This window comes from Curtobacterium sp. MCSS17_006 (assembly GCF_003234215.1).
Taxonomy (GTDB): domain Bacteria; phylum Actinomycetota; class Actinomycetes; order Actinomycetales; family Microbacteriaceae; genus Curtobacterium; species Curtobacterium flaccumfaciens.
In genome coordinates this window covers 1-22,833 of sequence record NZ_QKSO01000020.1, presented here as the reverse complement: position 1 = coordinate 22,833, position 22,833 = coordinate 1, and the positions used below count along the sequence as shown (strand labels likewise).

Here is a 22,833-nt window from a genome sequence, read left to right as displayed (position 1 = left end):
GAGCCTACGGGCGACCGGCGACACCCACCGCACTGTCCACAGCACCGTCCGTGTCGGAGCCGGCACGGTGGTCGGAACCGGCCACGTCGTCGGCGCGGGCCGGCGTGGTCGCCCAGCCCGTGCCTCCCGGCCGGGTCCAGCGGACGCCGCCCGCCCAGGCCGGGGTCACACCGCGGAACCGGGGCGCCTCGTGGCCGGCGAACCGGCGGTCCAGCCCACGCCACCACGCCAGGAACTCGACCATGCCCCAGAACGCGAGCGACGTGACGAGGGTGACGAGCGTTCCCTGCCACGTGCCGTTCGCGTCCGACGAGGTCAGGTCGATCCCGGACCAGCCGGGCGCCTGCAGCACGAAGATCATGATGTTGTTGAACGCGTGCTGCAGGACCGTGGCCTCGAGCCCGCCGGTCCGGAGGACGATGATCGCCGCGATCAGGCCGAACGAGCCGACGTCGAGGATGCCCCAGACGTTGTAGCCGTTCGGGATGTGCAGCACCGCGAAGACGACCGTCGAGACCGCCACGGCGATGACCGTGCCGACGCGACGCGGGATCCACGACGCGACCGTCTGCATCAGGAAGCCGCGGAAGATGTACTCCTCGGCAGCGCCCTGGAACGGGACGAGCAGGACGACGAGGACGATCGTCAGGGTGAGGGTGCCGAGGGAGACCGTCGACTGGCCGATCGCGTCGTGGTTCCAGGCGAAGCCGCCGTCGGTCGTGATCATCCCGCCGCCACTGAACAGGCCGGTCTGCCAGACGAACATGAACGCCGCGATGACGAGCGTCGGCAGCAGGCACCACGCCGTCCAGGCCCACCGGACCCGGAACCGCGTCGACGACAGGATGCCGGCCGGTCCGATCCGCGCGATCTTCACGGCGAGCAGGATCCCCGGCAGCAGGACCACGAGCGAGACGAGCGACAGCGACAGGATCAGCGGGTCGGTGGGGTCGAGCGCGCCTCCGGCCAGGTCGTTCTGCAGGTCGATCAGGGCTTGCGGCCCCTGCGTTGCGCCGATCGGCACGAAGTACGCGACCGCGATGACGATCTGCGACACGAGGTACCACCCCGCCAGGAACGCGAGGGCGACGAGCGGCCGCCACCACCTCCACCGTCCGTCGATCCGGGGCAGGCGCTGGTAGGGAACACTCACGCACCGCAGGGTACCGGGCCGGGCAGGATGGGAGCCGTGCTCACCGTCCTGTTCGGCCTGTCCGGCGCGATCGTCTACGGGTTCGCCGACTTCCTGGGCGGACTCGCCTCGCGCCGGGTCCGCCCGGTCGTCGTCACGGCGGTGGCCGCCGCGATCGGGATCGTGCCGCTGCTCGTCGGACTGGTGGTCCTGGGTGGCGTGTTCTCGTGGCCGGCCGCGGTCTGGGGCGCGGTCGCCGGCCTCTCCGGCGGCGTCGGGGTGCTGCTGCTCTACGCGGCACTCGCGATCGGGCCGATGAGCGTGCTCTCCCCCGTCACCGCCGTCTTCGCGGCCGTCGTGCCGGTGCTCGTCGCCGTGTTCCGCGGCACCGTGCTGTCGCCCGTGGCCACAAGCGCGCTCGTGGTCGCGGTCGTCGCGGTGGTCCTGGTCGCGGTGGTCCGGGACGCCTCGGGCGCGCGGCTCACCGCCCGGGGCGTCGCCGCCGCCGCCGTCGCCGGGTGCGGCTTCGGCGGGATCGTGCTGGCCTACGACATGACGCCGTCCGACTCGGGCATCGCGCCCCTCGTGGTCGCGCGGGTGCTGCAGGCGGTGCTGCTGGGTGCGGCGGCGCTCGTCGTCGTGCTCCGGACGGGAGGCCCGGTGTCCGCCCCGACGTCGGCCCGCCCCGACGGGGCCTCCGCCGTCCGCGGGCCTCGGTCGGGTCGCGCATGGGGTCCGCGGCTGCTGGTCACCGTCGCCGTGTGCGGCGTCTTCGACGCCATGGCGAACGTGTTCATCCAGGCGGGGCTGCACAGCAGCGACGATCCGGCGACCCTGCCCGTCGTGAGTGTGCTCAACGCGCTCTACCCGATCGGCACGGTGGTGCTGGCCGGGGTGGTGCTGCGGGAGCGGTTGACCGCGCAGCAGTGGATCGGCATCGTGCTGGCGTTCGTCGCGTCGGTGGCGCTGGCGTTGGCGTCTCGGTGCGGTGCTGCAAGTCCGCACCGAGCCGCCAACGCCGCAACGGATGAGCGAACCCGCACGGTGCGACGGGCGGGCGCGGTCAGGCGTCGGGGATGAGGCGCTTGCCGAGCGAGACCGTGCGGTCGTCGGTGTAGCCGAGGGACGCGTAGAACCCGAGCACCTGCTCGTTGCCCGCCCGCACCTGCAGGTTGAGCTTCGGGCAACCGAGGTCGGTCAGGAGCCGCTCGAACTCGGCCATCAGGGTGCGACCGAGGCCGGAGCCCTGCAGGTCGGGGCGCACGGCGAGGTAGTTCACCCAGCCGCGGTGCCCGTCGAAGCCGGCCATGCCCGCGGCGACGACGCCGGTGTCGGCGGTGTCGGTGTCGGTGTCGTCGGTACCGGTGCCGGCGGCCTGGGGCTCGGCGACCAGGAAGAGCTCGGGCTGGACGGTCAGCTTGCGGGCGATGTCACGTCGGGGGTCGTTCCAGGGTCGGACGAGGCCGCACGATTCCCACAGAGCGACGACCGCGTCGGTGTCCTCGGTGCGGAAGGGGCGGATCCGGTACTCCATGCCCCCACGTTAACGGGGGTGGGGAGAACGTCGTCACCGGCCTGTCGCCGTGATCTGATAGACCTGTCCGACCACCCAGCCGATCAGGAGCCCCGTGACCGCACACGACACCCTCCCGTCGCGCCGCAGCGCACGGGACGACGAAGCCGGTTCGCGGTCCCGGCGTTCCCCGCGCAGACGCCAGACGGTCGGCGGTGCGATCGTGTCGCTCATCGCCGAGTTGCTCATCATCGCGGGCGCCGGCACCGGCCTGTACGTCGTGTGGACGGCGTGGTGGACCGACGTGGTCGCCGTGAACGAGCAGACGAAGCTCGTGCAGGGCCTCGACCAGGTCAAGACCCCGAAGGTCGAGGGCACCGAGCACCGCGGCACCGCACCCGTGCTGGACGAACCGCCGGGGTTGTCGGACGTGTTCGGCACGATGCAGATCCCCCGCTTCGGCAAGGACTACAACCGGCCGATCGGCGAGGGCACGGATCGTGAGAAGGTCCTCAACACGATCGGGCTCGGCCATTACCAGGACACCGCGATGCCCGGCGCACCCGGCAACTTCGCCGTCGCCGGACACCGGGTCACCTACGGCAAGCCCCTCAACCAGATCGCGGAGCTCAAGAAGGGCGACTCGGTCGTGGTCCGGGTCACCGACGCGAAGACGAAGTTCGACGTCTGGTACGTCTACAAGGTCACCGACAGCCAGATCGTCACGCCCGACAAGATCGAGACGATCGCGCCGGTGCCGAACAAGCCCGGCGTGGAACCGACACCCCAGGACCGCTGGCTGACGCTGACCGCCTGCCACCCGATGTGGTCGGCGGCGGAGCGGTTCGTGACGCACGCGAAGCTCGACTACTGGATGCCCGCGTCCGAGGGCACCCCGAAGGAACTCTCGGAGACCGCCAAGTGATCTTCCCCCTGGTCTGGCGGCTGCTGCCCGGCCCCACCGCCCTGAAGGTGCTCGAGCTGCTCGTGCTCCTCGTCGCCATCGTGTTCGTGCTGTTCCAGTGGGTGTTCCCGTGGATCGCGGCGGACATCCTGCCGCCGCCGGACGGAACGGTGGAGTCGACGCCGACCCCGTAGCGTCCGGTCCGGTCCGGTGCGGTCAGGTCCGGTCTGGTCAGACCGTGGTCGTCACCTGCGACCCACCGGCCGGGGTGCGTCGCACGGCGATCCGCTCCGGGATCCGCTGCTTGAGTTCCTCGACGTGGCTGACGATCCCGACCTGTCGCCCGCCCGCGGTGAGTCGCGACAACTGCCCGATGACGTCGTCGAGGGTCTCGGGGTCGAGCGTGCCGAACCCCTCGTCGACGAACAGGGTGCCGAGCGAGACCCCGCCGGCCTCGGCCTGCACGACGTCGGCCAACCCGAGCGCCAGGCACAACGACACGGTGAACGTCTCGCCGCCGGACAGGCTGCGGGGATCACGGACGGTGTCGGTCGTGTGGTCGTGCACGGCGAGGGCGAGCCCCGTCCGTCGCGCCCGTGACCCGGATTCCCGTTCGTCGGAGGTCTCGAGGGTGAAGCGCCCGGCGAGCATGCCGCGCAACCGGTCGTTCGCCGCCGCCACGACGTCCTCGAAGCGCCGCATGAGCACGTAGGTGCCGAGCGTGATGCCGGTCGGGTTGACCGATGTCACCCCGTTCGCGACGTCGGCGAGCCGGACGACCGCGCGGCTGCGGGCCGAGGTCTCCTGTCGCGCACGGACGGTGCGGTCGACCTCGGTCGCACACTGCTCAACGGCCTCGGCGCGGTGCGCTGCGGTCACCGCGAGCCGGGTGGCCTCGTCGAGCTCGGCCGTCGCGCGGACCCGTTCGGCCTGGGCCGCCGGCACGTCGAGCTGCTCCGGATCGTCGTCGGCGGCCTGCACCACCGCGGGGTCCTCGAGCCCTGCTCGCACGACGGCGCGTTCGGCCTCGGCGGCGCTGATGCTGCTGCGGAAGCGTGCGACGGTGTCGGGGTCGAGCAGGCCGGCTCGTGCGGCGTCGACGTCGGGGAACCCCTGCTCGTCGAGGACCCGGGCGACCTCGGCGCTGCGCTCGTCGCGCGCGCGGGCAGCGGCAGCCGCGCGGTCGTCGGCCTCGGCGACGGCGCGGAGCACCGTCAGCCGTCCGTCGAGCTCGTCGACCACGGCCCGGAGCGACACCGGCGAGCTGCCGTCGTCGCTGTCGAGCAGTGCTGCGAGCCGGTCGATCGCCTCGTGCACGGATCGCAGGTCGGCCTCGAGCCGCTCGGCATCGGAGGCCGCGGTCGATGCGAGCACCGTGCGCCGGGCGTCGAGGTCGTTTCGCTCGCGCTCGAGCGCCCGCGTCGCGGTGTCGTGCGCCGTCCGCTCGCGCTCATGCTCCAGCACCAGCGCCGCGGCGTCGTGCGCCGCTCGGACCCGCTCGTCGGCGGCCACCGCCATGGCGTCGAGGGCGACCGTGTCGACGGCGCCGACGACGTCGGTCAGTCGGAGGTGCTCGGCACGCTCGACGGCCAGGTCGGCCGCGGCGTCGGCGAGCTGCTGGTCGGCCGTACGCGTGGCGTCGCCCGCGGACTCCACCGCCTGGATCGTCGGGTGGTCGTCCTGCGGCGCGGCCACCGACGGGTGCGCCGTCGATCCGCACACCGGGCAGGGGTCGCCGGGGGTCAGCGCGGCACCGAGCTCTCCGGCGAGTCCGGCGATCCGCCGCTCGCGCAGGGAGCGTTCGGCGTCGAGCGCCTCGGTGGCCCGACGGCGGGCATCGGCCACGATGCGTTCGGCACCGGCGACGCGCTGTTCGGCGCGGTCACGGGCGGCCAGGTCGGCGCGGAGCGCCTGCACCCGGGTGACCTCGTGCGCGGCGGCGTCGGCGTCGGCAGCGGTCGTCGCGGCGGTGCGGGCGGCCTCGACGATCCGTGCTCGTTCCGTCGGCCGGGCTTCGAGCGCGGTGTCGAGGGCGGCGAGGTCGTCGGTGAGCCGCGATGCGGTCGCGGTGGCCTCGGCGATGGCGGTGCGTCTGGTGTCTGCATCGGCCTCGACCGCGACGAGGTGCCGGACGTCGGACAGGGCGTCGGTCAGGGAGTCGCGGCGCCGGGCGACCTGCTGTGCGTCGACGGCGTCGAGTGCGTGCTGCTCGCGCAGTCGGGCGGCTGCCGCGGCGGAGTCGTCCGCCCGGACGGTTGCGGCGTCCAGGCCGTCGGCCACCGCGGCGACCCGGGCGGCGCGCTCGGCCGTCGCGACCGCGGCCCTCGCCTGCTCGATCGCCGGGGCGTCGTCGTTCAGGACCGTCTGCCGCCGCAGCAGCGCCGCTCGCCGTTCGAGGGCGGCCGCACGGGCCGTCACCGATCGCTCGTGTTCGGTCGCCGCCGTCGCAGCGGCAGCCGCAGCCGTCCGGGCCGCCCCGGCCGCGTCGGCCGTCGCACGGAGGGACGCCACCGTGCCGGCGACGACGGACTCGTCGGCCTCGGCGAGGTCGGCCGCCTGCGCGAACCGGGCCAGGGCGTCTCGGACACGGTCGTCGGCCCCCTCGACCTCGGCCTGCACGGCCCGGCGGCGAGCGGCGAGCTCGTCGGCGGTGCGGTCGTAGACCTGGGTGCCGAACAGCGACTGCAGGAGCTTCCGGCGGTCTTCCCCCGGGGAGCGGAGGAACCGTGCGAACTCGCCCTGCGGCAGCACCACGGTCTGCAGGAACTGCGCGCGGTCGAGTCCGACGATCCGGGCGATCTCGACCCCGACCTCGGGGATGCGGGACGACACGGGTTCGCCGGCGAAGTCGGTCGGCGCGGCGAGCCGGAACAGCTGCACGGACGCCTGCTGCTTCACCGTGCCGGTCCCCCGCTGCTTCGGGCGGTCGTACTGCGGGGTGCGACGGACCCGGTACGTGCCAGCACCGGTCTCGAACACGAGCTCGACGAACGGCTCGACCGCGGGGTCGGCGTGCTGGCTGTGCAGCCGGTCGGAGCTGGCGTCGGAACCGGCGAGTCCGCCGTACAGGGCGAACACGACGGCGTCGATGATCGTCGACTTGCCGGAACCGGTCGGCCCTTCGAGCAGGAAGACCCCGGACGCGGCCAGCGCCGCGAAGTCGATCGTCACGAGGTCGGGGTAGGGGCCGATGGCGCGCAGTTCGAGTCGGTGCAGGTACATCAGCGGTCCCCCTCACGCTGCAGGGCGAGCACCGCGGCCTCGTACGCCTCGGTGAGGACCGCCCGTTCGTCGTCGTCGGGCAGCCCGCCGGTGGCGAAGGCCACGAAGTCGCCGGCGACCTCGACCGGGTCGGACGTCGCGGTGACGGCCCGCGCGGCGGTGGCGGCCGGCCGGTCCGCCGGTTCGTGCGTGATCGCCAGGGCATGCGGGAAGTGGTCCTTCACGCGGGCGTACATGCGTTCCGGGTGCACGGTGTCGGTCACCGCGACACGGACCCAGGCGTCGGCATCGGCCCGGAACTCCCCGGACTCGATGGCGTCGATGCTGCCCCGCACGTCGACGAGCCGCCGCGGTACCGGGGTCGGCACGAGCTCGACGGTGACGGCACCGGCCGCGTCGAGGTCGGCGATGGTCACGGACTTCCGCTGGTGCCGCTCGCCGAACGAGAACGCCAGCGGCGACCCGGCGTACCGGATCCGGTCGCCCTCGCCGACGCGCTGCGGGCCGTGCAGGTGCCCGAGGGCGACGTAGTCGAACCCGTCGAACACCGACTCGGCCACGCGGTCGACGCCGCCGACGCGGATGTCCTGCTCGCTGTCGCTCGGGTCGGCACCCCCGACGAAGGCGTGCGCGACGACGACGCTGCGGGTGCCGGCCCGCGTCGCCAGGTCAGCGCGGATCCGTTCGGTGGCGGCGTGCACGACGGCGTGGTGCGAGCGGGCGAGGGGTTCGTCCGGGACCGCCGCCAGGGCGTACCGCGTGAGGTCGGGGTGCAGGTACGGGATGCCGTACACGGCCACCGGGCCGTCGTCGTCGGGCACGAGCACCGGATCGGCCACGTGGGCGGGCTCGGCGAGGATGCGCACACGCTGCCCCATCACGCCGGCACCGAAGCCGAGCCGTGCGGCGGAGTCGTGGTTGCCCGGCGTGAGGACCACCGTCGTGGTCTCGGCGAGACGCTCCAGCACACGGGAGAGCATGCGGACGGCGTCCACCGGCGGGATCGCACGGTCGTAGACGTCGCCGGCGATGACGACGAGGTCGACCGCGCGCTCGCGGGCGAGGTCGACGAGCCAGTCGGTGAACGCGGCCTGGTGCTCGAGCAGGTCGGCACCCAGCAGTGTGCGGCCGAGGTGCCAGTCGCCGGTGTGCAGGATGCGCATGCGGCCACGGTAACGCCGGCCGGGGACATCTCCGGACACCTCGCGGTGCCCTGTGGAGGACTCAGGCGGTCACGCAGCTCGCGGACGCCAGGCCGAGCACCGAGACGACCCGGACCTTGACGGTCGGGGTGCTCGTCGCGGTCCAGTTGTTGCCGAGGTTCGTGCGGAGGTGCAGCGTGTAGGTGGTGCCGAGGTTCAGGAGTCCGGCGCCCCCGTAGGTCATCGAACGGGCACCGACGGTCGTCGTGCTGGCCACCTGCGCCGTCCCGTTCATCAGGTCGAAGGACACCGGCACGGTCGCGCCGTTGTCGTAGGTCCAGGCGATCGTCACCGTGTTCGACCCGGCCGGGGCACAGGTGAGCGTGGGGACACCGGTCGCCGTGCCCGCCGTGAAGGTCGCGGTCGGTGCGACGGTGGTCCGCGACCACGGGGCCGCGTCCGCCGCTCCGGGCAGCAGGACGCCGGCGGCCGCCGCGAGCGCGAGCACCGCGGCGCCCCCACCGAGGCGGCGCAGCCGCCGCCTGCGACGGACTCGTCGACGCAGCGCGCGACGGGTGAGGACGGTGGGCGCGGCGGTCGGGAGGCCCGTGGCGGCGCCGTCCCGCGCCTCCAGGCCGTCGTCGGTACCGTCTGCCGGACCGGCGGCGTCATCCGGACCGGCCGCGTCCTCCGGACCACCGGCTGCGCCGTCGGTCTCGTCGGCTTCGACGAGTCGCCGGAGCGACCCGTCGATCGTGCAGAGCGCGAGCACCGCGGTCAGGCCGAGCGCGAGCATCGCGACCAGACCCCACTCCCCCGCGCTGATCCACCGGATCGGTGTCCCGATGAAGGGGATGCGCAGGAAGGCGATGCCGTGCACGGCGGAGCGCTCGATCGGCGTGGAGTCCTGCTGGGGGTTGGCGTCGCCCTTCGTGACCATGGTGCCGCCGGGGCCGTCCTCGACGTACCGGTGCATGCGCAGGTGGTCCGCCTGGTCCGGGTCGTCGGCCAGCAGCACCTTGCCCGTCGCGATCTCGCCCGAGCCGACCGGGCGCGAGACGACCACGTCGCCGGGGACGATCCGCGGCTCCATCGAACCGGTCATCACGGTGGTCGGCTGCCAGCCGATGAGCGCCGGCGCGGCCGCCCAGAGCGCGAGGCCGAGCAGCGTCGCGACCACGCCGCGGGCGAGGGTGGCGACGACGACGCGCCCCCAGTCGACGGCGTCACGGACCGCTGCGTGCGGTGCGGGACCACCGTGCACTGCGATGCTGCTCATGACTGCCTTCGACCGGGGGCGCGTTGCGGGGAGGGAACGGACGGGGCTGGTTCGGCCCCGGTCCCGGCTCAGCTGTTCTGGGCCTCCCAGGTGAAGCCGAGGGCTGCGGTGCCGCCCTGCACGGTGTTCGGGGCGGTGCTCGAGACCGTGTAGGTGACGCGGTAGACGCGCGTCTCGGACGCGGTGCCGGTCGGGGCCCAGGTGCCGACGCCGGTCGCGTAGTTGGTCGAGGCGGCGCCGAAGCCCGCGACGGTGCCGCTGTAGAGCGAGCCGCCGGTGGCGGCCGGGGTGAAGCCGGAGCAGGAGCCGAAGCCGCCGCCGGTGCCCTGCTCGACGGTCAGGTTGACGTTCGCCGCCAGGTCCTTCGTGGTCGAGACGTTCGTGCCGTAGAGCTTCACGGCCGAGGGCAGCGAACCGGTCGAGGTCACCGCGATGCAGTTCGCACCGGTCGAGCCGGGCTTCAGGTTGTTCGCCGTGAACAGCGCGGTGTTGTTGTCGTCGTCGGACAGGGCGACACTGCCGGCCGTCCAGTTGTTCGTCGGGTTGACGGTGGTCGAGGAGAAGGCCGCGTACGAGGCCGTCGAGACGACGACCCCCGAGGCGACGAGGGCGGCGGGGATAGCGATCCAGGCGGCGAGGCGGGCAGCACGAGGCGTGACACGAGACATGGTTGGACTCCGTGAGGAAGAGGTCTGATCGGTGGTTCGGACGGGCCCGCGGTGGTTGGTCGCGCTACGTGCCGAGGTGGTACGACGATCAAGCTACTTGGCGTTCGAGCGGCTCACAAGACCTGAGATGTCCCCACTGATGGGGGTATCTTGACGAGTGAGTTACTTGTTGACTGAACTTCCCACCCTGTACCCGAGAAGAGCTCCCATGACGGACACCGACCCGGTCGTCCTCCCCCCGCACGCACCCGCCGTCCCCGCGGCACGCGTCGCCCCCACCACACCGCCGGCACCGATGTCGCCCGACGTCACCGCGATGGACCCCGTCACCCTCGCCACGGACCCCGACGCCGACCTGCCGCGACTGCTCACCGCGTTCCGGGTGCTCCAGATGCAGCACGCACGGGTCCTGCACCACGAGAGCACGAGCCGCGGACTGAACGCCACGGACACCCGCTTCGTGTTCTTCCTCAACGCAGCCGGCGGCCACGGCGTGACCCCGAAGCAGGCCGGCGAGTACCTCGAGCTCACCACCGGGGCGATGACGTCGCTGATCGACCGGCTCGAGAAGCACGGACACCTGGAGCGTCGCCCGAACCCCGAGGACCGCCGGAGCGTGCTGCTGCACCTCACGCCCTCGGGCACGGCGGTCGCCCGCGAGGTCGGTGCCGTCTACTCGCAGGCGTTCCAGCAGGTCGTCGCACCGGCGGACCGCGCCGTGGTCGCGGCCGCCTTCGAGGGGTTCGCCGCCGCCCTGGAACGCCACCACCGGTCGTCCACAGCGTGACAGCCGGTGTCACGGCCCGCGCGTAGCGTGAGCGCCATGACCCCCTCTGAACTCCTCACCGAAGCGTTCTCCCGCATCCCCGAGACCGTCGAGCGGGCCGTCGACGGGCTCTCCGAAGACCAGCTCGCGGCACGACCGGCAGCCGGGGCGAACACCCTGGCGTGGCTCGCGTGGCACATCGCCCGCGGCCAGGACGTGCAGATCGCGGAGCTCGCCGGCTCCGAGCAGGTCTGGACGGCGGACGGCTGGTACGACCGGTTCGGGCTGCCGTTCCCGGCCGAGGCGCTCGGCTACGGCATGTCCCGCGACGACGTCGGTCGGGTGCGGGCCTCTGCCGAGCTGCTCACCGGGTACCTGCGCGCGGTGCACGAGCGCACCGTCGCGTACCTCGGCACGCTCGGCCCGGACGACCTCGACCCCGTCGTCGACGACGCGTGGGACCCGCCCGTCACGGCCGGCGCGCGACTCGTCAGCATCCTGGACGACTGCACGCAGCACGCCGGACAGGCGGGCTTCGTGCGCGGGCTGCTGTTCTTCAACCGCTGAGCGCGCGGGGGCGCGCGGTCGCGCGGTCGCGCGGTCGCTTCGTGAGCAGGAATGGTCGGGTCCGACGTCGCGACCCGACCATTGGTGCTCACCATGTGACGGACGGGAGGCCCGGTACCAGCTGGTACCGTCCCTCCCGTCACGGCCGTCGTGCCGCTGGCGCGTCACGCCGGTACCGGCGGGTGGGGCCCACCTCCCGTCCGTCGTGTGGTCGCGACTAGCGCGCGGCGAGCTCCGACACGATGCCGTCACCGGGTGCGGCCTGCACCAGGTCCGCCTCGATCTCGGCGCGCTCGAGGATGCCCTCGATCTTGCGGATGCGGCCACGCGGGACGATCGTCACGACCGTGCCCTCCTTGCCGGCACGACCCGTGCGGCCGGAGCGGTGCATGTACGCCTTGTAGTCGTCCGGGGCGTCCGCCTGCACGACGAGCGAGACGTCGTCGACGTGGATGCCGCGGGCGGCGACGTCGGTGGCGACGAGCACGTTCACCCGGCCGCTCGTGAGCAGCTGCAGGTTGCGCGTGCGGCGCGACTGGTTCAGGTCGCCGTGGAGCGAGGTCGCGCGGATGCCGGCGTCCTCGAACTGGTCGGCCAGACGCTCGGCGTAGGCGCGGGTCCGGGCGAAGACGATGGTCTTGCCGTCGCCGGCGACCAGCTCCTCGAGCAGACGGTCCTTCTCGCGCTGCTCGACCACGAGGACACGGTGGTCGATGGTCGAGGACGCCTGGTCCTCACCCGCGACCTCGTGCACGCTCGGCTCGTGCAGGAACTGCTCGACGAGCGCCGCGACCTGGGTGTCGAGCGTCGCGCTGAACAGCAGCTTCTGCGCGCGGTTGCCCTGCGGGGTGACCTCGGCCGTGGCGGAGAGGATCTCCTGCACCGGCTCGAGGAACCCGAGGTCGCACATGTGGTCGGCCTCGTCGAGCACGGAGATGATGACCTCGCTGAGGTCGAGCTTCCCCTTGTTCATGAGGTCCTGCACACGGCCGGGGGTGCCGACGATGATGTCGACGCCGCGCTCGAGCGCGCCCTCCTGACGGCCGTAGGGCACGCCGCCGTAGATCTGCGTCGTGAACAGGCCGACCGAACGGGCGATGGGCTGCACGGTGCGGTCGATCTGCAGGGCGAGCTCACGGGTCGGCGCGAGGATGAGCGCACGCGGGGCGCGGCCCATCTTGCGCTTGGTGCCGCCGCCGTGCTCCATGAGCTTCTCGACCAGGGGCGCACCGAAGGCGATGGTCTTGCCGGAGCCGGTGCGGCCACGGCCGAGGACGTCCTTGCCGGCGAGCACGTCGGGGATCGTCGCCGCCTGGATCGGGAACGGGCTCGAGGCGCCGAGCTCCTGCAGGGCGCGGGAGATGTTGCCACCGATGCCCAGGTCGCCGAAGGTCACGCCCTCGACGTCGGCCGCGATGGTGGCCTCGGCCTGGAGCTTCTCGAGCTTGACGTCGTCGGCCGGCACGAACTTGCCGCGCTCGGGCTCGTCGAACGAGCGGCGCGGGGTGCGGTCGCTGCGGTCGTCGCGGTCGAACTTGCGCGGAGCGTCGCGGTCGAACGAGCGACGCGGACGGTCGTCGTTGTCCCGACGGGGCGCACGGTCGTCGCGGTTGAACGAACGAGGAGCGCGGTCGTCGCGGTCGAACGAACGGCGCGGGCGGTCGTCGTTGTCACGACGCGGCGCACGGTCGTCACGGTTGAAGCTGCGGGGCGCGCGGTCGTCGCGGTCGAACGAACGACGCGGGCGGTCGTCGTTGTCCCGACGGGGCGCACGGTCGTCACGGTCGAAGCGACGCGGACGGTCGTCATTGTCACGACGGGGCGCACGGTCATCGCGGTTGAAGCTGCGCGGTGCACGGTCGTCACGGTTGAACGAACGCGGAGCGCGGTCATCGCGGTCGAACGAACGACGCGGACGGTCGTCGTTGTCACGACGAGGCGCACGGTCGTCACGGTCGAAGCGACGGGGACGGTCGTCGTTGTCCCGACGGGGCGCGCGGTCGTCACGATCTGAGCGACGCGGAGCACGGTCGTCACGATCGAAGCGACGCGGGGCGCTGGGCCCCTGCGAGCCGGTTCCGGCGCGACGCGGAGCCTGCGGAGCGTCGGGACGGCCGTGCGAGTAGGGAGCGTCGCGGTTGTAGCCGCGACCACGGTCGTCGCGGTCGGGGCGACGCTGGCCGCCACTGTCACGCGGCTCCCAGTTCGGACGGGCCGGGCGCTCGCCCTGCGACGCGCGACCGCGACGCTCCTCGGCGTCCCAGCGCTGCTTCTGACGCGGCTGCGACGAGTCGGCGGCGCGGAACCCGCGGTGCTTGCTGCTGCGGGCGGCGGGGGTGCCGTTCGGGTGGCGGACGCGGTCGGAGGCGCGGTTGTCCGCGCCGCCCTTGTTGTACGGGGCCATGGCTGCTTTCTCGGGTGCGCAACGTACCGCAGCGCCCGACAGCGACATCGGCGGGGGCTGCTTGCGGAGAGGGGGTTCATCCCGTCGCGAGTCGACGTGATTCCAGCCCTCGAGCAACACACACCCAGCAGAATTTCCGTGATCACAATGTCACGACGTCGAAGGCCGACCGAGCGAGTCTACGCGAGCCGGTGCCCTGACGCCAGCCCCACGCGGTCCGACGACGGCGTGCCGGGCGCGGGACGGGCCTCCAGGCCGGGGGTCGTGCGCTCAGGACTCCGCGAGCCGACGACGCTGCTCGGCGACGTCGAAGTCGGCCTTCGGCCAGGACAGGTGCATGTCCTCCAGCGCCCGGAGCAGGAGCTGCTGCACGGCGAGGCGGGCGTACCACTTGCGGTTCGCGGGGACGACGTACCAGGGCGCCTGCGGGGTCGACGTGCGGTCGAGGGCGATCTGGTACGCCTGCTGGTAGCGGTCCCAGAGCAGGCGGTCGTCGATGTCGCCCGGGTTGAACTTCCAGTGCTTGTCGGGGCGGTCGAGCCGGTCGCCGAGACGCTCGCGCTGCTCGTCCTTCGAGATGTGCAGCATCACCTTGACGATGGTCGTGCCGGCGGCGGCGAGGCCGTCCTCGAACGCGGTGATCGCGCCGTAGCGGCGTTCGATCTCGTCCGGCGCGGCGAGCCCACGGACCCGCTGGGCGAGCACGTCCTCGTAGTGCGAGCGGTCGAACACGCCGAGCTGCCCGGCTGCCGGCAGCTGCTTCTCGATGCGCCAGAGGAAGTCGTGCTCGCGCTCCTCGGCCGTCGGGGCCTTGAAGCCGGCGTAGTGCACGCCGTTCGGGTCGACCGCACCGACGACGTGCGAGACGATGCCGCCCTTGCCCGCGGTGTCCATCGCCTGCAGCACGAGCAGCACCCGGCGCTCGTCGCCGGCCGTCGATGCCGCGTACAGGCGTTCCTGCAGGGCGGCGAGACGCGAGGCGCCGGCGGCGAGGGCTTCGAGGCCGTCGATCTTGCGGCCGGGGAAGCCCGGGGTGCCGTCCGGGTCCACTTGGTCCAGGCGGAACCCGGGTTCGACGCGGAGCAGTGGTTCGGGATCGGCGTTCCAGGCCTTGCGATTGCTCACGTGTCCTCCTGCGGTGCTCCGGTCGGCGGCTGCCGTGCTCATCCTCGCACTGCCATCCTCCGCTCGGGTGACGTGGGCGGTCGCCGGGGCGGCTAGCGTGGACGTGATGAAGTCCGGCCGCCGCTCAGTGCTCGCGCTCGTCGCCGCGGTGGTGGCGCTCGGCGCGATGGCGTCCTGCAGCACGGACCCGGTCGGCGACGAGAACGCCACCGTGACCGCGGACAGCGTCATCTACCCGCTGTCGCTGCGGTACCACGGCATCGACGTGGTGGCCGACGTGCCCTACGGCACCGACCCGCTGCAGCGCCTCGACGTGTGCCTGCCCGCCGACAGCGACCCCGCGACGACGACGACGCCCACCGCGACGCCGTCAGCCTCGGCCACCGCCGACCCCGATGCCGAAGCGCTCGAGGCCACCACCGGACGCCCGGCGGTCCTGATGATCCACGGCGGCAGCTGGTCGCACGGTGACAAGGCGACGGCCGCGTACCGGTCCGTGTGCAAGTACCTGGCGTCCGAGGGCTTCGTGACGTTCAACGTCGACTACCGGCTGGCGCCGACGGACCCGTTCCCGGCGGGGCTCGACGACGTGCGCCGGGCGCTCGACTACGTGTTCCGTCCCGCGACACTCGAGACCTACGACGTCGACTCCCAGCGTGTGGGCGTGTTCGGCGGGAGCGCCGGCGGCAACCTCGCCGCGATGCTCGCCGTCACCGACCACGACTCCGCCGCGTACGCCGACGGTGACCGGATCCGTGCCGTGGTCGACCTGAGCGGGCCGACGAACCTGACCACCCGGTCCACCGAGCCCGACGGGGTGTCCGCGGCCTTCCAGCGCAAGCAGCTGCTCTACCTCGGGTGCCGGTCGTACGCCAGGTGTCCGGCAGCCACGCGGGCGTCGCCGGAGTTCCACGTCACCCCGGACACCGCGCCGTTCTTCATCGGGCACTCCACCGACGAGTTCATCCCGATGTGGGAGTCGCAGGAGTTCGCCGCGACGCTCCGGTCCCACGACGTCCCGGTGACGTTCGTGGCGGTCGAGGGCACGGCCCACTCGATCGCTCAGCTCGACGAGGCGATGAGCCGCCGCGTGGTCACGTTCCTGGGGACGCAGCTGGGCTGACCGCGGGCGGCCGACCCGCTGCCGACTGGGGCTGTCGGCTGTCGGCTGTCGGCTGTCGGCTGTCGGCTGTCGGCTGTCGGCTGTCGGCTGTCGGCGCAGGAGACCGACCGCGTGCCCCGGGTGGGTGCCACCCGGAGTCGGGACTGCCGCTGCCGACCCCCTGGCCGCAGACTTCGGGGGTGACCGACACCTCGACCCGCCCTGCCCGCGCCGCTGCGACCCGTTGGGACCGCCCTGCGCTGCAGACGTTCGGGGAGCTGCTGCTCGGGCTGTCGTTCGTCGCCGCGGTGTCGTTCGGCGGCTACGCCTCGGTCACCGGACAGCTGGCCGTCGTGTCGCAGGCCGCCGCCGTGGTGTTCCTCGTGACGCTGACCCTGGTGCTCGTGTCGTGGTTCCGAGCGGTCGAGCGCGAGGAGCGGACCGAGCGCGTCGTCGTCTCGCCCCTCGCCGCGATCGACGCCGAGTACCGCCGCTAGGCAGCGCTGCCGGAACGCGCCGCTCGTCGCCGCTGTCGTTCCTGCCGGAGTTCCACGCGTTCCTGGCGTCGCTCAGCGCGCGCCTGCTTCCGGGTCTTGCCCGCGGCGATCCGGTCGTCGTTGCGCTCGCGAGCCCGCTCGACCACGAAGTAGAGCGCCGGCAGCACCACGAGCGTCAGCAGCGTCGACGACACCAGGCCACCGATCACGACCAGCGCCAGCGGCTGCGAGATGAAGCCGGACTTGCCGGTCAGCCCGATCGCCATCGGCAGCAGCGCGAAGATCGTCGCCATCGCCGTCATCAGGATCGGACGGAGGCGTCGTGTGGCGCCCTCGATCAGGGCCTCGCGCACCCGCAACCCGCGCCGTCGGTACTGGTTGACGAGGTCGATGAGCACGATCGCGTTCGTCACGACGATGCCGACGAGCATGAGCAGACCGATCAGCGACGCGACACCGATCGGCACGCCCGACGCGATCTGCAGCAGGATCGCGCCCGTCGCCGCGAACGGCACCGACACGAGCAGCAGCAGCGGCTGGAGCAGGCTCCGGAACGTCGCGACCATGATCACGTAGACGATCAGCACGGCGACCAGCACCGCGAGCCCGAGCTGCGAGAACGCCGACGACTGGCTGGCGGCGACGCCACCGATCGAGGCGGTCGCACCCTTCGGCAGGTCGAGCTCGTCGACGGCGGTCGTGACGGACTGCACGGCCGCACCGAGGTTCGTGGCGTCCGGCGTCACGGTGATCGTGGCGGTGCGGGCCGCGTTCGTCGTGGTGACGGTGGTGGGGCCCTCGGACTCCTCGACCGTGGCGACGTCGGACAGCGGGACCGTGCCGGTGCTCGTCGGCACGTCGAGGGCACGGAGCGCGGCGATGGTGGTCGGCGGCTCCGGGTCGGCGATGTAGACGTCGAGCGTCGCGTCGTCGATCTCGATGCTGCCGGTGTCCCGCGGCGAGACCGCGGCGGCGACGAGGCCACCCACCTGGGTCTCGGTGAGGCCGAGTGACGCTGCCTCCTGGCGGTCGACCCGGACGGCGAGGAACGGTTCTGCGGCGGACAGGTTGCTCGTGGCGCCCGTGGTGTCCGGGACCGACTGCATGGTCTTCAGTACCTGGCGCGACGCCGTCTCGAGCTGCGACTGGGTCGGCGCGGTCACGTCGACCTCGATGTCGCTGCTGCCACCGAACCCGCCGCCGGAGGACGCGATGGTGACCTCGCCGACGTCCTTGATCTTCCCGATCGACTTCCGGGCGTCGGCCTGGATCGTGGGCTGGTCGGCCTCGGCGTCGGTCGTGACGGCGTACTGCACCGAGGCGCTGCCGCTCCCGCCGAACGCCGCCTGGATCGACTGGCCGCTCGTGCCGATGGTGGTCTGCACGGTCTCGACGCCGTCGACGTCCTGCAGTGCCCGCTCGACCTTGCGTGCGGACTCGGACTGGACGGCGAGGCTCGAACCGGCCTTCAGGTCCTGCGTGACCGTGAACGTGTTCTGCCCCGAGTCGCCGAGGTAGTTCGTGGTGACGAACGGCAGCGTGGCGACCGTTCCGCCGAGCACGATCACGGCGAGCAGGATGACGACGACCGGCTTGCGGACGACCCACCGGAGCACCGGCAGGTAGACGCGGCGCAGGCGGTCGACCCGGCCGGCGTCGTGCAGGTCCGCGGCGGAGGCGAGCGCACCCTCCGAGCGGTCGCCCTCGTGCGCGCGCTCGGCATCGATCGCCGACGGTGCCGCTTCCGCGTCCGTGGGTGCTTCCGCTGCCGCCGTCGCGTCGCCCGGCTTCGCCTTCGGCGGGCGCAGCCACCAGTACGCCAGCACCGGCACGATGGTGAGCGAGACGAACAGCGACGCGACGAGCGCCAGGGTGACCGTCACGGCGAACGGTCGGAACAGCTCCCCCACGAGTTCTGCGACGAAGGCGACCGGCAGGAACACCGCGACGGTCGTCAGGGTCGAGGCGGTGACCGCTCCGGCGACCTCGCGCACGGCGTCTCGCACGGCCTGGCCGCGGTCGACACCGGGGAGCATGTGCCGCTTGATGTTCTCGATGACGACGATGGAGTCGTCGACCACGCGGCCGATCGCGATCGTGAGGGCCGCCAGCGTGATGATGTTGAGGGTGTACCCGGCGGCGCGCATGCCGATCGCGGCGAGGAGCACCGACGTCGGGATCGAGATCGCGGTGACGAGCGTGGAGCGCCACGACAGCAGGAAGACCAGGATGACGAGCACCGCGAAGGCGAGCCCGAGCAGGCCTTCCTCGGCCAGGGAGTCGATGGACTGCTGGATGTAGGGCGCCTGGTCGAAGACGACGGTGAAGCGGGGGTCGCCCTCGATCTTGTCCTCGATGCCGGGCAGGGCGTCGCGGACGGTGTTCGAGACGTCGACGGTGTTGGCTTCCTGCGTCTTCGTGATCGAGATCGTCAGGGCCTGCTGCCCGTCCACACGGCTGATGGAGGTGCGCGGCGACTCGGTGATGGCGACCTTCGCGACGTCGCCCAGGGTGGTGTCCGTCGGCGTGGCCGCGGTCGTCGACCCGCCCGTCGCGGCGTCACCCGTGGGCGCGGCACCGGTCGCATCCGTACCGGTTCCGGTCGCACCGGCGCCGGTCGCCCCCGTACCGGCCGCACCCGCCGCCGTGCCGTCACCGGACGAGGCTGTCCCGTCGGCACCGGCGGCACCCGACCCGGACCCGTCCGAACCGGACGAACTCGACGAGCTCGTGAGTGGCAGGGCGCGGATGTCCTTGAGCGAAGCGATCCGCTCGCCCGTCTGCACCGACAGGGTCGAGCCGTCCTCGGTGATGGTTCCGCCGGGGATCAGGGTGCCGTTGTCGTCGAGCGCGTCGGAGATCGCCGTCTGGCTGAGGCCGCGCGCGGCGAGCTCGTCCTGGTCCGGCGTGATGACGACGCGACGACCCGGGTTGCCGAAGACGTCCGCCTGCCGCACGCCGTCGAGCTTCTCGAGGTCGGGGATCGCCGAGGCCTGCAGCCGGTCGACGAGCTGTTCCTGGTTGCCGGACGCCGAGACGGCGACCTGCAGCACCGGCAGGTCGTCGAAGGACCCGGTGACGATCTGCGTCTGCACCGAGTCGGGCAGCGACAGCGCGTTCACCGCGGTCTGGATCTTGTCCTCGGCACTGGCCAGGTTCGATCCGTACTGGAACGACGCCGACACCACGCTCTGGCCGGTCGACGAGGTCGCACTGGTCGACTCGAGGTCCGGGACGACCTGGATCGCCTGTTCGATCTCGGTCGAGACGTCGTTCGACACGACCTCTGGCGTGGCTCCGGGGTAGGCGCTGACGATCGCGACCTGCGGGAACTCGACGCTGGGGATCAGCTCCTGTTTGAGGCTCGAGAGCGCGATGCCGCCGAAGACCGCGACCACGATCGTGACGAGCGCGATGAGGGCCCGGTTGCGCAGGCTGAAGACCGAGAGGAGGTGCACGGCATCGATCCTCGCAGGACCGACCGACGAACGTTCGGCTGGCAGCCAGAACCCGCCGTCGGATCAGGACTGCAGGGTCAGAACCCGCCGAGCAACAGGTACGCCCCGAGCACCGCGACCGTCCCGACCACCCCGGTGCCGAGCGCCACCACGCGCGCGACGGGTGAGCGGGTGCCGACGACCCCGATGCCGAGGAGCACCACCCCGACGACGATCTCGACGGCCCAGGTGACGTGCCCCGTCGTCGCGGCGACCTGCAGCAGCCCGCGGATCCCCTCGCCGACGAGCACCGCGGCCGTCACACCGAGCGCCCCCGCGCGCCACCGGGCCTCGCGGGACCGCACCGCCACGGCGGCCGCTCCGGCCAGCAGCCCGGCCGGCACCCCGAGCAGCACCCAGGGGTTCGTGATCGACAGCACGTCGGGGAACCCACGCAGGACCGTCGTGGCCCAGTACCCGACGTGCATGAGCTCGAGGAGCACGACGCCGAGCACCATCGCCAGCGGCAGGGCGACCCGGCCCCCTCGTGCTCCGGCCACCAGGCACAGCAGCGCGGCGACGAGGAACCACGGCCCGGCCGAGTTCGACACGGAGGCGAGTGCGGGTACCGCCTGCCCGAACGAGGTCAGGACGCCCGCCAGGAACGCCCCGCTCAGCGCGATGGTGACCCGCACCACGGCGGGGACCGCCGCGGGCGGCTCGACGGACGTCGGCACAGCGGAGCGGGTTCCGGCGGACAGGGTCGCGTTCATGGCACCAGCCTCGCCGGATCCCGCCGGAGCCGCATCACCCCGAGGAGCGAGAACCCCCGACCCGGCCTCACCCCAGAGGATGACGCCGAGCCCGGCGGACGACGCCGACCCCCGGACGACGCACGTCTCAGACCACCGCCGCCAACGACCCCCGCACCCCGCTCGTCTCGCCGCCCACCCGTTCCCACGACCGCGACAGCACGTCCACCAACCGCCCCCGATCGGCCGGGGCCATCGTGAACGGCACCCGCAGGAACCGCTCGAACCCCCCGTCCGGCCCGAACACCCCGCCCGAGGCCAGCACCACACCCTCGGCCCGCGCGGCGAGCACGAGCGCGCTCGACACCGGTTGGCCGAGCCCCACCCACGTCGTCAACCCGCCCGCCGGCGCCGGGACGTCCCACTCCGGGAGCCGCGCCCGGAGCGCCCCCACGACCGCGTCGCGACCTTCGCGCAGGGACGCACGCCGCGCCTCCAGGACGGCCGCCGTGCGCGGGACCAGCTCGCGCACGACCAGCTGGTCGAGCACGGGGGTGCCGAGGTCGCCCGTCGGGCGGGCGAGCAGCAGCCGCTGCAGCAGCGCCGGGTCGGCACGGATCCAGCCGATCCGCAGGCCGCCCCAGAAGACCTTGGCGGCCGACCCGATCATCACGACCGACGACCCCGACGGGTCCGCCGCCGCCAACGGCGGCGACGGCTCCCCGTCGATCCGCAGCTCCCCCATCGTCTCGTCGGCGATGACGATCGTGCCGACCGAAGACGCGACCGACAGCAGGAGCCGGCGGGTCGACGCGGACATGGTCGCACCGGTCGGGTTGTGGAGCTCGGGCATGACGTACGCGACGGAGGGCGCGGTGCGACGCAGCGTCGTCTCGAGCGCGGCGGCGTCCCACCCCGTCCGCGCGTCGACGGGGACGCCGACCAAGCGGCCGCCGGCCTCGCGGAAGGCCTCGTGCGCGTGCGGGTAGGTCGGGGACTCGGCGAGCACGGCGTCGCCACGGCGGACGAGCACGCGCGCGAGCAAGGCGATCGCGTGCTGCGCGCCGAGGGTGACGATGACCTGGGCGGGCTCCGTCGGCAGTCCGCGCTCGGTGTAGCGCGCGGCGATCGCGGCGCGGAGGCCGGGGTCGCCGACGGTGTCGTAGCCGATCCCGGCGAGCGCCGCGGGCACGTGCCGGACCGCCCGCTCGACCGCCTCGTCGATGCCGGGGGCTGCGTGCAGGGCCGCCTTGCGCAGGTCGAGCAGGTCCCCCTCGACGACCCCGCCCAGGCGTTCGGGGTCGGGCCGGCCGACCAGGTCACGGGGCAGGTGGACCACGCTGCCGGAGCCACGGACGGACACCAGGAACCCGTCGGAGCGCAGGCGGGCGTAGGCGTTCGCGACGGTGGTGCGCGAGACGCCGAGGGCTGCGGCCAGGCCACGCTCGGCCGGCAGCCGGACGCCCTGGGCGACCCGTCCGTCGATGACGAGGACCCGGAGGGCATCGGCGAGCGCCTCGTAGGCCGGGGCGTCGGTCCCGGCGCGCCAGTCGGTCAGCAGGTGGGCGGCGGCGCGGGCACTGATCAGGACAGGGGGCACGGGTCCACGGTAGCGCGATTGGCTCTCGACCAGCAGGCCAATCTGTCGGGACGATGGCCACATGCCCCGTCGCACCGCCCTCACCCTGCGCTTCGTCCAGCTCTTCGTCGGACTGTTCCTCTACGGCGCGTCGACCGCACTGCAGGTCCGCGCGGTGGTCGGTGTGAGCTCGTGGACGGTGCTGACCCAGGGGCTCGAGAACGTCGTGCCGTGGTCGTTCGGCGTCATCACGGTGGTGTCGAGCGGCGTCATCCTGCTGCTGTGGATCCCACTCCGCCAGAAGCCGGGCATCGGGACGCTGCTGAACGCCCTGGCGATCGGTCCGAGTGCCGACCTGGTGCTCTGGCTGGTGCCGGAGCCGTCGGGGATCGTCGCCCGGATCGGGCTGTTCACCGCGGGACTCGTGCTGCTCGCGGTCGCGACCGCGTTCTACATCGGTGCAGGCTTCGGCACCGGGGCGCGGGACGGCCTGATGGTGGGGTTGCACCAGCGGCTCGGCTGGCCGATCTGGCTCGCCCGGACCCTGGTCGAGGTCACCGTCGTGATCGTCGGGTGGATCCTCGGCGGGGACGTCGGTGCCGGCACCGTCATCGCGGCGTTCGCGATCGGCCCGATGGTCCAGCCGCTCATGCCCTCCTTCCGCCGGTTCCCGTGGAGTCCCGAGCGCACGGCGGCAGCGCCCGCAGCGAACGTCGCCACCCCCACCCTGGAGGCCCGCCCCAC

Annotated in this window: 19 protein-coding genes; 8 read left to right on the top strand and 11 right to left on the bottom strand. The window is 72.7% G+C overall.

The genetic code is table 11. The features are described from left to right. Positions 1-4: 4 nt before the first annotated feature. The gene (locus tag DEJ21_RS16490) at positions 5-1,153 is read right to left on the bottom strand and encodes a CPBP family intramembrane glutamic endopeptidase (RefSeq protein WP_111225331.1); all 1,149 of its coding nucleotides are present in this window, start codon (positions 1,151-1,153) and stop codon (positions 5-7) included. A 36-nt stretch (positions 1,154-1,189) separates the two neighbouring features. On the opposite strand from DEJ21_RS16490, the gene DEJ21_RS16485 reads away from it, so the two are divergent. Continuing rightward, the gene (locus tag DEJ21_RS16485; RefSeq protein ID WP_181435938.1) at positions 1,190-2,212 is read left to right on the top strand and encodes an EamA family transporter; all 1,023 of its coding nucleotides are present in this window, start codon (positions 1,190-1,192) and stop codon (positions 2,210-2,212) included. On the opposite strand, the gene DEJ21_RS16480 is transcribed toward DEJ21_RS16485, so the two are convergent. Further along, positions 2,196-2,666, bottom strand: a complete 471-nt coding sequence (locus tag DEJ21_RS16480; protein WP_111225329.1) for a GNAT family acetyltransferase — start codon at positions 2,664-2,666, stop codon at positions 2,196-2,198. The genes DEJ21_RS16485 and DEJ21_RS16480 overlap by 17 nt on opposite strands. 94 nt (positions 2,667-2,760) lie before the next feature. Here DEJ21_RS16480 and DEJ21_RS16475 point away from each other — a divergent pair, with 94 nt between their 5' ends. Next, positions 2,761-3,570: a class E sortase gene (locus tag DEJ21_RS16475; protein ID WP_244993373.1), complete on the top strand. Its 810-nt coding sequence runs from the start codon at positions 2,761-2,763 to the stop codon at positions 3,568-3,570. Next, complete coding sequence (locus DEJ21_RS18400) at positions 3,567-3,743, top strand: hypothetical protein (protein WP_156463787.1); 177 nt, start codon at positions 3,567-3,569, stop codon at positions 3,741-3,743. The genes DEJ21_RS16475 and DEJ21_RS18400 overlap by 4 nt, the downstream gene beginning before the upstream one ends. Before the next feature lie 37 nt (positions 3,744-3,780). On the opposite strand, the gene DEJ21_RS16470 is transcribed toward DEJ21_RS18400, so the two are convergent. The 4 genes from DEJ21_RS16470 to DEJ21_RS16455 form a co-directional block, all read right to left on the bottom strand. Further along, positions 3,781-6,771 carry an AAA family ATPase gene (locus DEJ21_RS16470; protein ID WP_111225328.1) on the bottom strand — a complete coding sequence of 997 codons (2,991 nt, stop codon included), beginning with the start codon at positions 6,769-6,771 and terminating at the stop codon, positions 3,781-3,783. Then, positions 6,771-7,934, bottom strand: coding sequence for an exonuclease SbcCD subunit D (locus tag DEJ21_RS16465; protein WP_111225327.1), 1,164 nt, complete (start codon positions 7,932-7,934; stop codon positions 6,771-6,773). The genes DEJ21_RS16470 and DEJ21_RS16465 overlap by 1 nt, the downstream gene beginning before the upstream one ends. A 61-nt stretch (positions 7,935-7,995) precedes the next feature. Further along, positions 7,996-9,192, bottom strand: coding sequence for a S24/S26 family peptidase (locus tag DEJ21_RS16460; protein WP_111225326.1), 1,197 nt, complete (start codon positions 9,190-9,192; stop codon positions 7,996-7,998). A gap of 68 nt (positions 9,193-9,260) precedes the next feature. Further along, positions 9,261-9,860 (bottom strand): hypothetical protein, encoded by a 600-nt coding sequence (locus DEJ21_RS16455; protein WP_110864334.1) that lies wholly within the window; start codon positions 9,858-9,860, stop codon positions 9,261-9,263. 208 nt (positions 9,861-10,068) lie between these two features. On the opposite strand from DEJ21_RS16455, the gene DEJ21_RS16450 reads away from it, so the two are divergent. Continuing rightward, on the top strand, positions 10,069-10,647 hold the full coding sequence (locus tag DEJ21_RS16450) for a MarR family winged helix-turn-helix transcriptional regulator (RefSeq protein WP_111225325.1): 579 nt from the start codon (positions 10,069-10,071) through the stop codon (positions 10,645-10,647). A gap of 36 nt (positions 10,648-10,683) precedes the next feature. Beyond that, entirely contained in the window at positions 10,684-11,193 is a 510-nt protein-coding gene (locus tag DEJ21_RS16445) for a DinB family protein (RefSeq protein ID WP_111034010.1), read from the top strand. Between the two features lie 217 nt (positions 11,194-11,410). Here DEJ21_RS16445 and DEJ21_RS16440 read toward each other — a convergent pair whose 3' ends face one another. Both DEJ21_RS16440 and DEJ21_RS16435 read right to left on the bottom strand, forming a co-directional pair. After that, the gene (locus tag DEJ21_RS16440; RefSeq protein ID WP_111225324.1) at positions 11,411-13,597 is read right to left on the bottom strand and encodes a DEAD/DEAH box helicase; all 2,187 of its coding nucleotides are present in this window, start codon (positions 13,595-13,597) and stop codon (positions 11,411-11,413) included. Between the two features lie 270 nt (positions 13,598-13,867). After that, positions 13,868-14,722 carry a polyphosphate kinase 2 family protein gene (locus tag DEJ21_RS16435; protein WP_181433175.1) on the bottom strand — a complete coding sequence of 285 codons (855 nt, stop codon included), beginning with the start codon at positions 14,720-14,722 and terminating at the stop codon, positions 13,868-13,870. 106 nt (positions 14,723-14,828) lie between these two features. On the opposite strand from DEJ21_RS16435, the gene DEJ21_RS16430 reads away from it, so the two are divergent. Then, on the top strand, positions 14,829-15,845 hold the full coding sequence (locus DEJ21_RS16430; protein ID WP_146247823.1) for an alpha/beta hydrolase: 1,017 nt from the start codon (positions 14,829-14,831) through the stop codon (positions 15,843-15,845). Between the two features lie 179 nt (positions 15,846-16,024). Beyond that, positions 16,025-16,321, top strand: coding sequence for a hypothetical protein (locus DEJ21_RS16420; RefSeq protein ID WP_111225321.1), 297 nt, complete (start codon positions 16,025-16,027; stop codon positions 16,319-16,321). On the opposite strand, the gene DEJ21_RS16415 is transcribed toward DEJ21_RS16420, so the two are convergent. From DEJ21_RS16415 to DEJ21_RS16405, 3 genes are all read right to left on the bottom strand, one after another. Further along, positions 16,318-19,779, bottom strand: a complete 3,462-nt coding sequence (locus tag DEJ21_RS16415) for an efflux RND transporter permease subunit (protein ID WP_111225320.1) — start codon at positions 19,777-19,779, stop codon at positions 16,318-16,320. The two genes, DEJ21_RS16420 and DEJ21_RS16415, sit on opposite strands and share 4 nt — an antisense overlap. 77 nt (positions 19,780-19,856) lie before the next feature. Further along, positions 19,857-20,531, bottom strand: a complete 675-nt coding sequence (locus DEJ21_RS16410; protein ID WP_111024961.1) for a DUF6518 family protein — start codon at positions 20,529-20,531, stop codon at positions 19,857-19,859. 127 nt (positions 20,532-20,658) lie between these two features. Beyond that, positions 20,659-22,110, bottom strand: coding sequence for a PLP-dependent aminotransferase family protein (locus tag DEJ21_RS16405; RefSeq protein WP_258375118.1), 1,452 nt, complete (start codon positions 22,108-22,110; stop codon positions 20,659-20,661). A gap of 61 nt (positions 22,111-22,171) precedes the next feature. On the opposite strand from DEJ21_RS16405, the gene DEJ21_RS16400 reads away from it, so the two are divergent. Further along, positions 22,172-22,833, top strand: a 662-nt coding sequence (locus tag DEJ21_RS16400) for a YitT family protein (RefSeq protein ID WP_111225318.1), incomplete at its 3' end; no start/stop codon positions are given.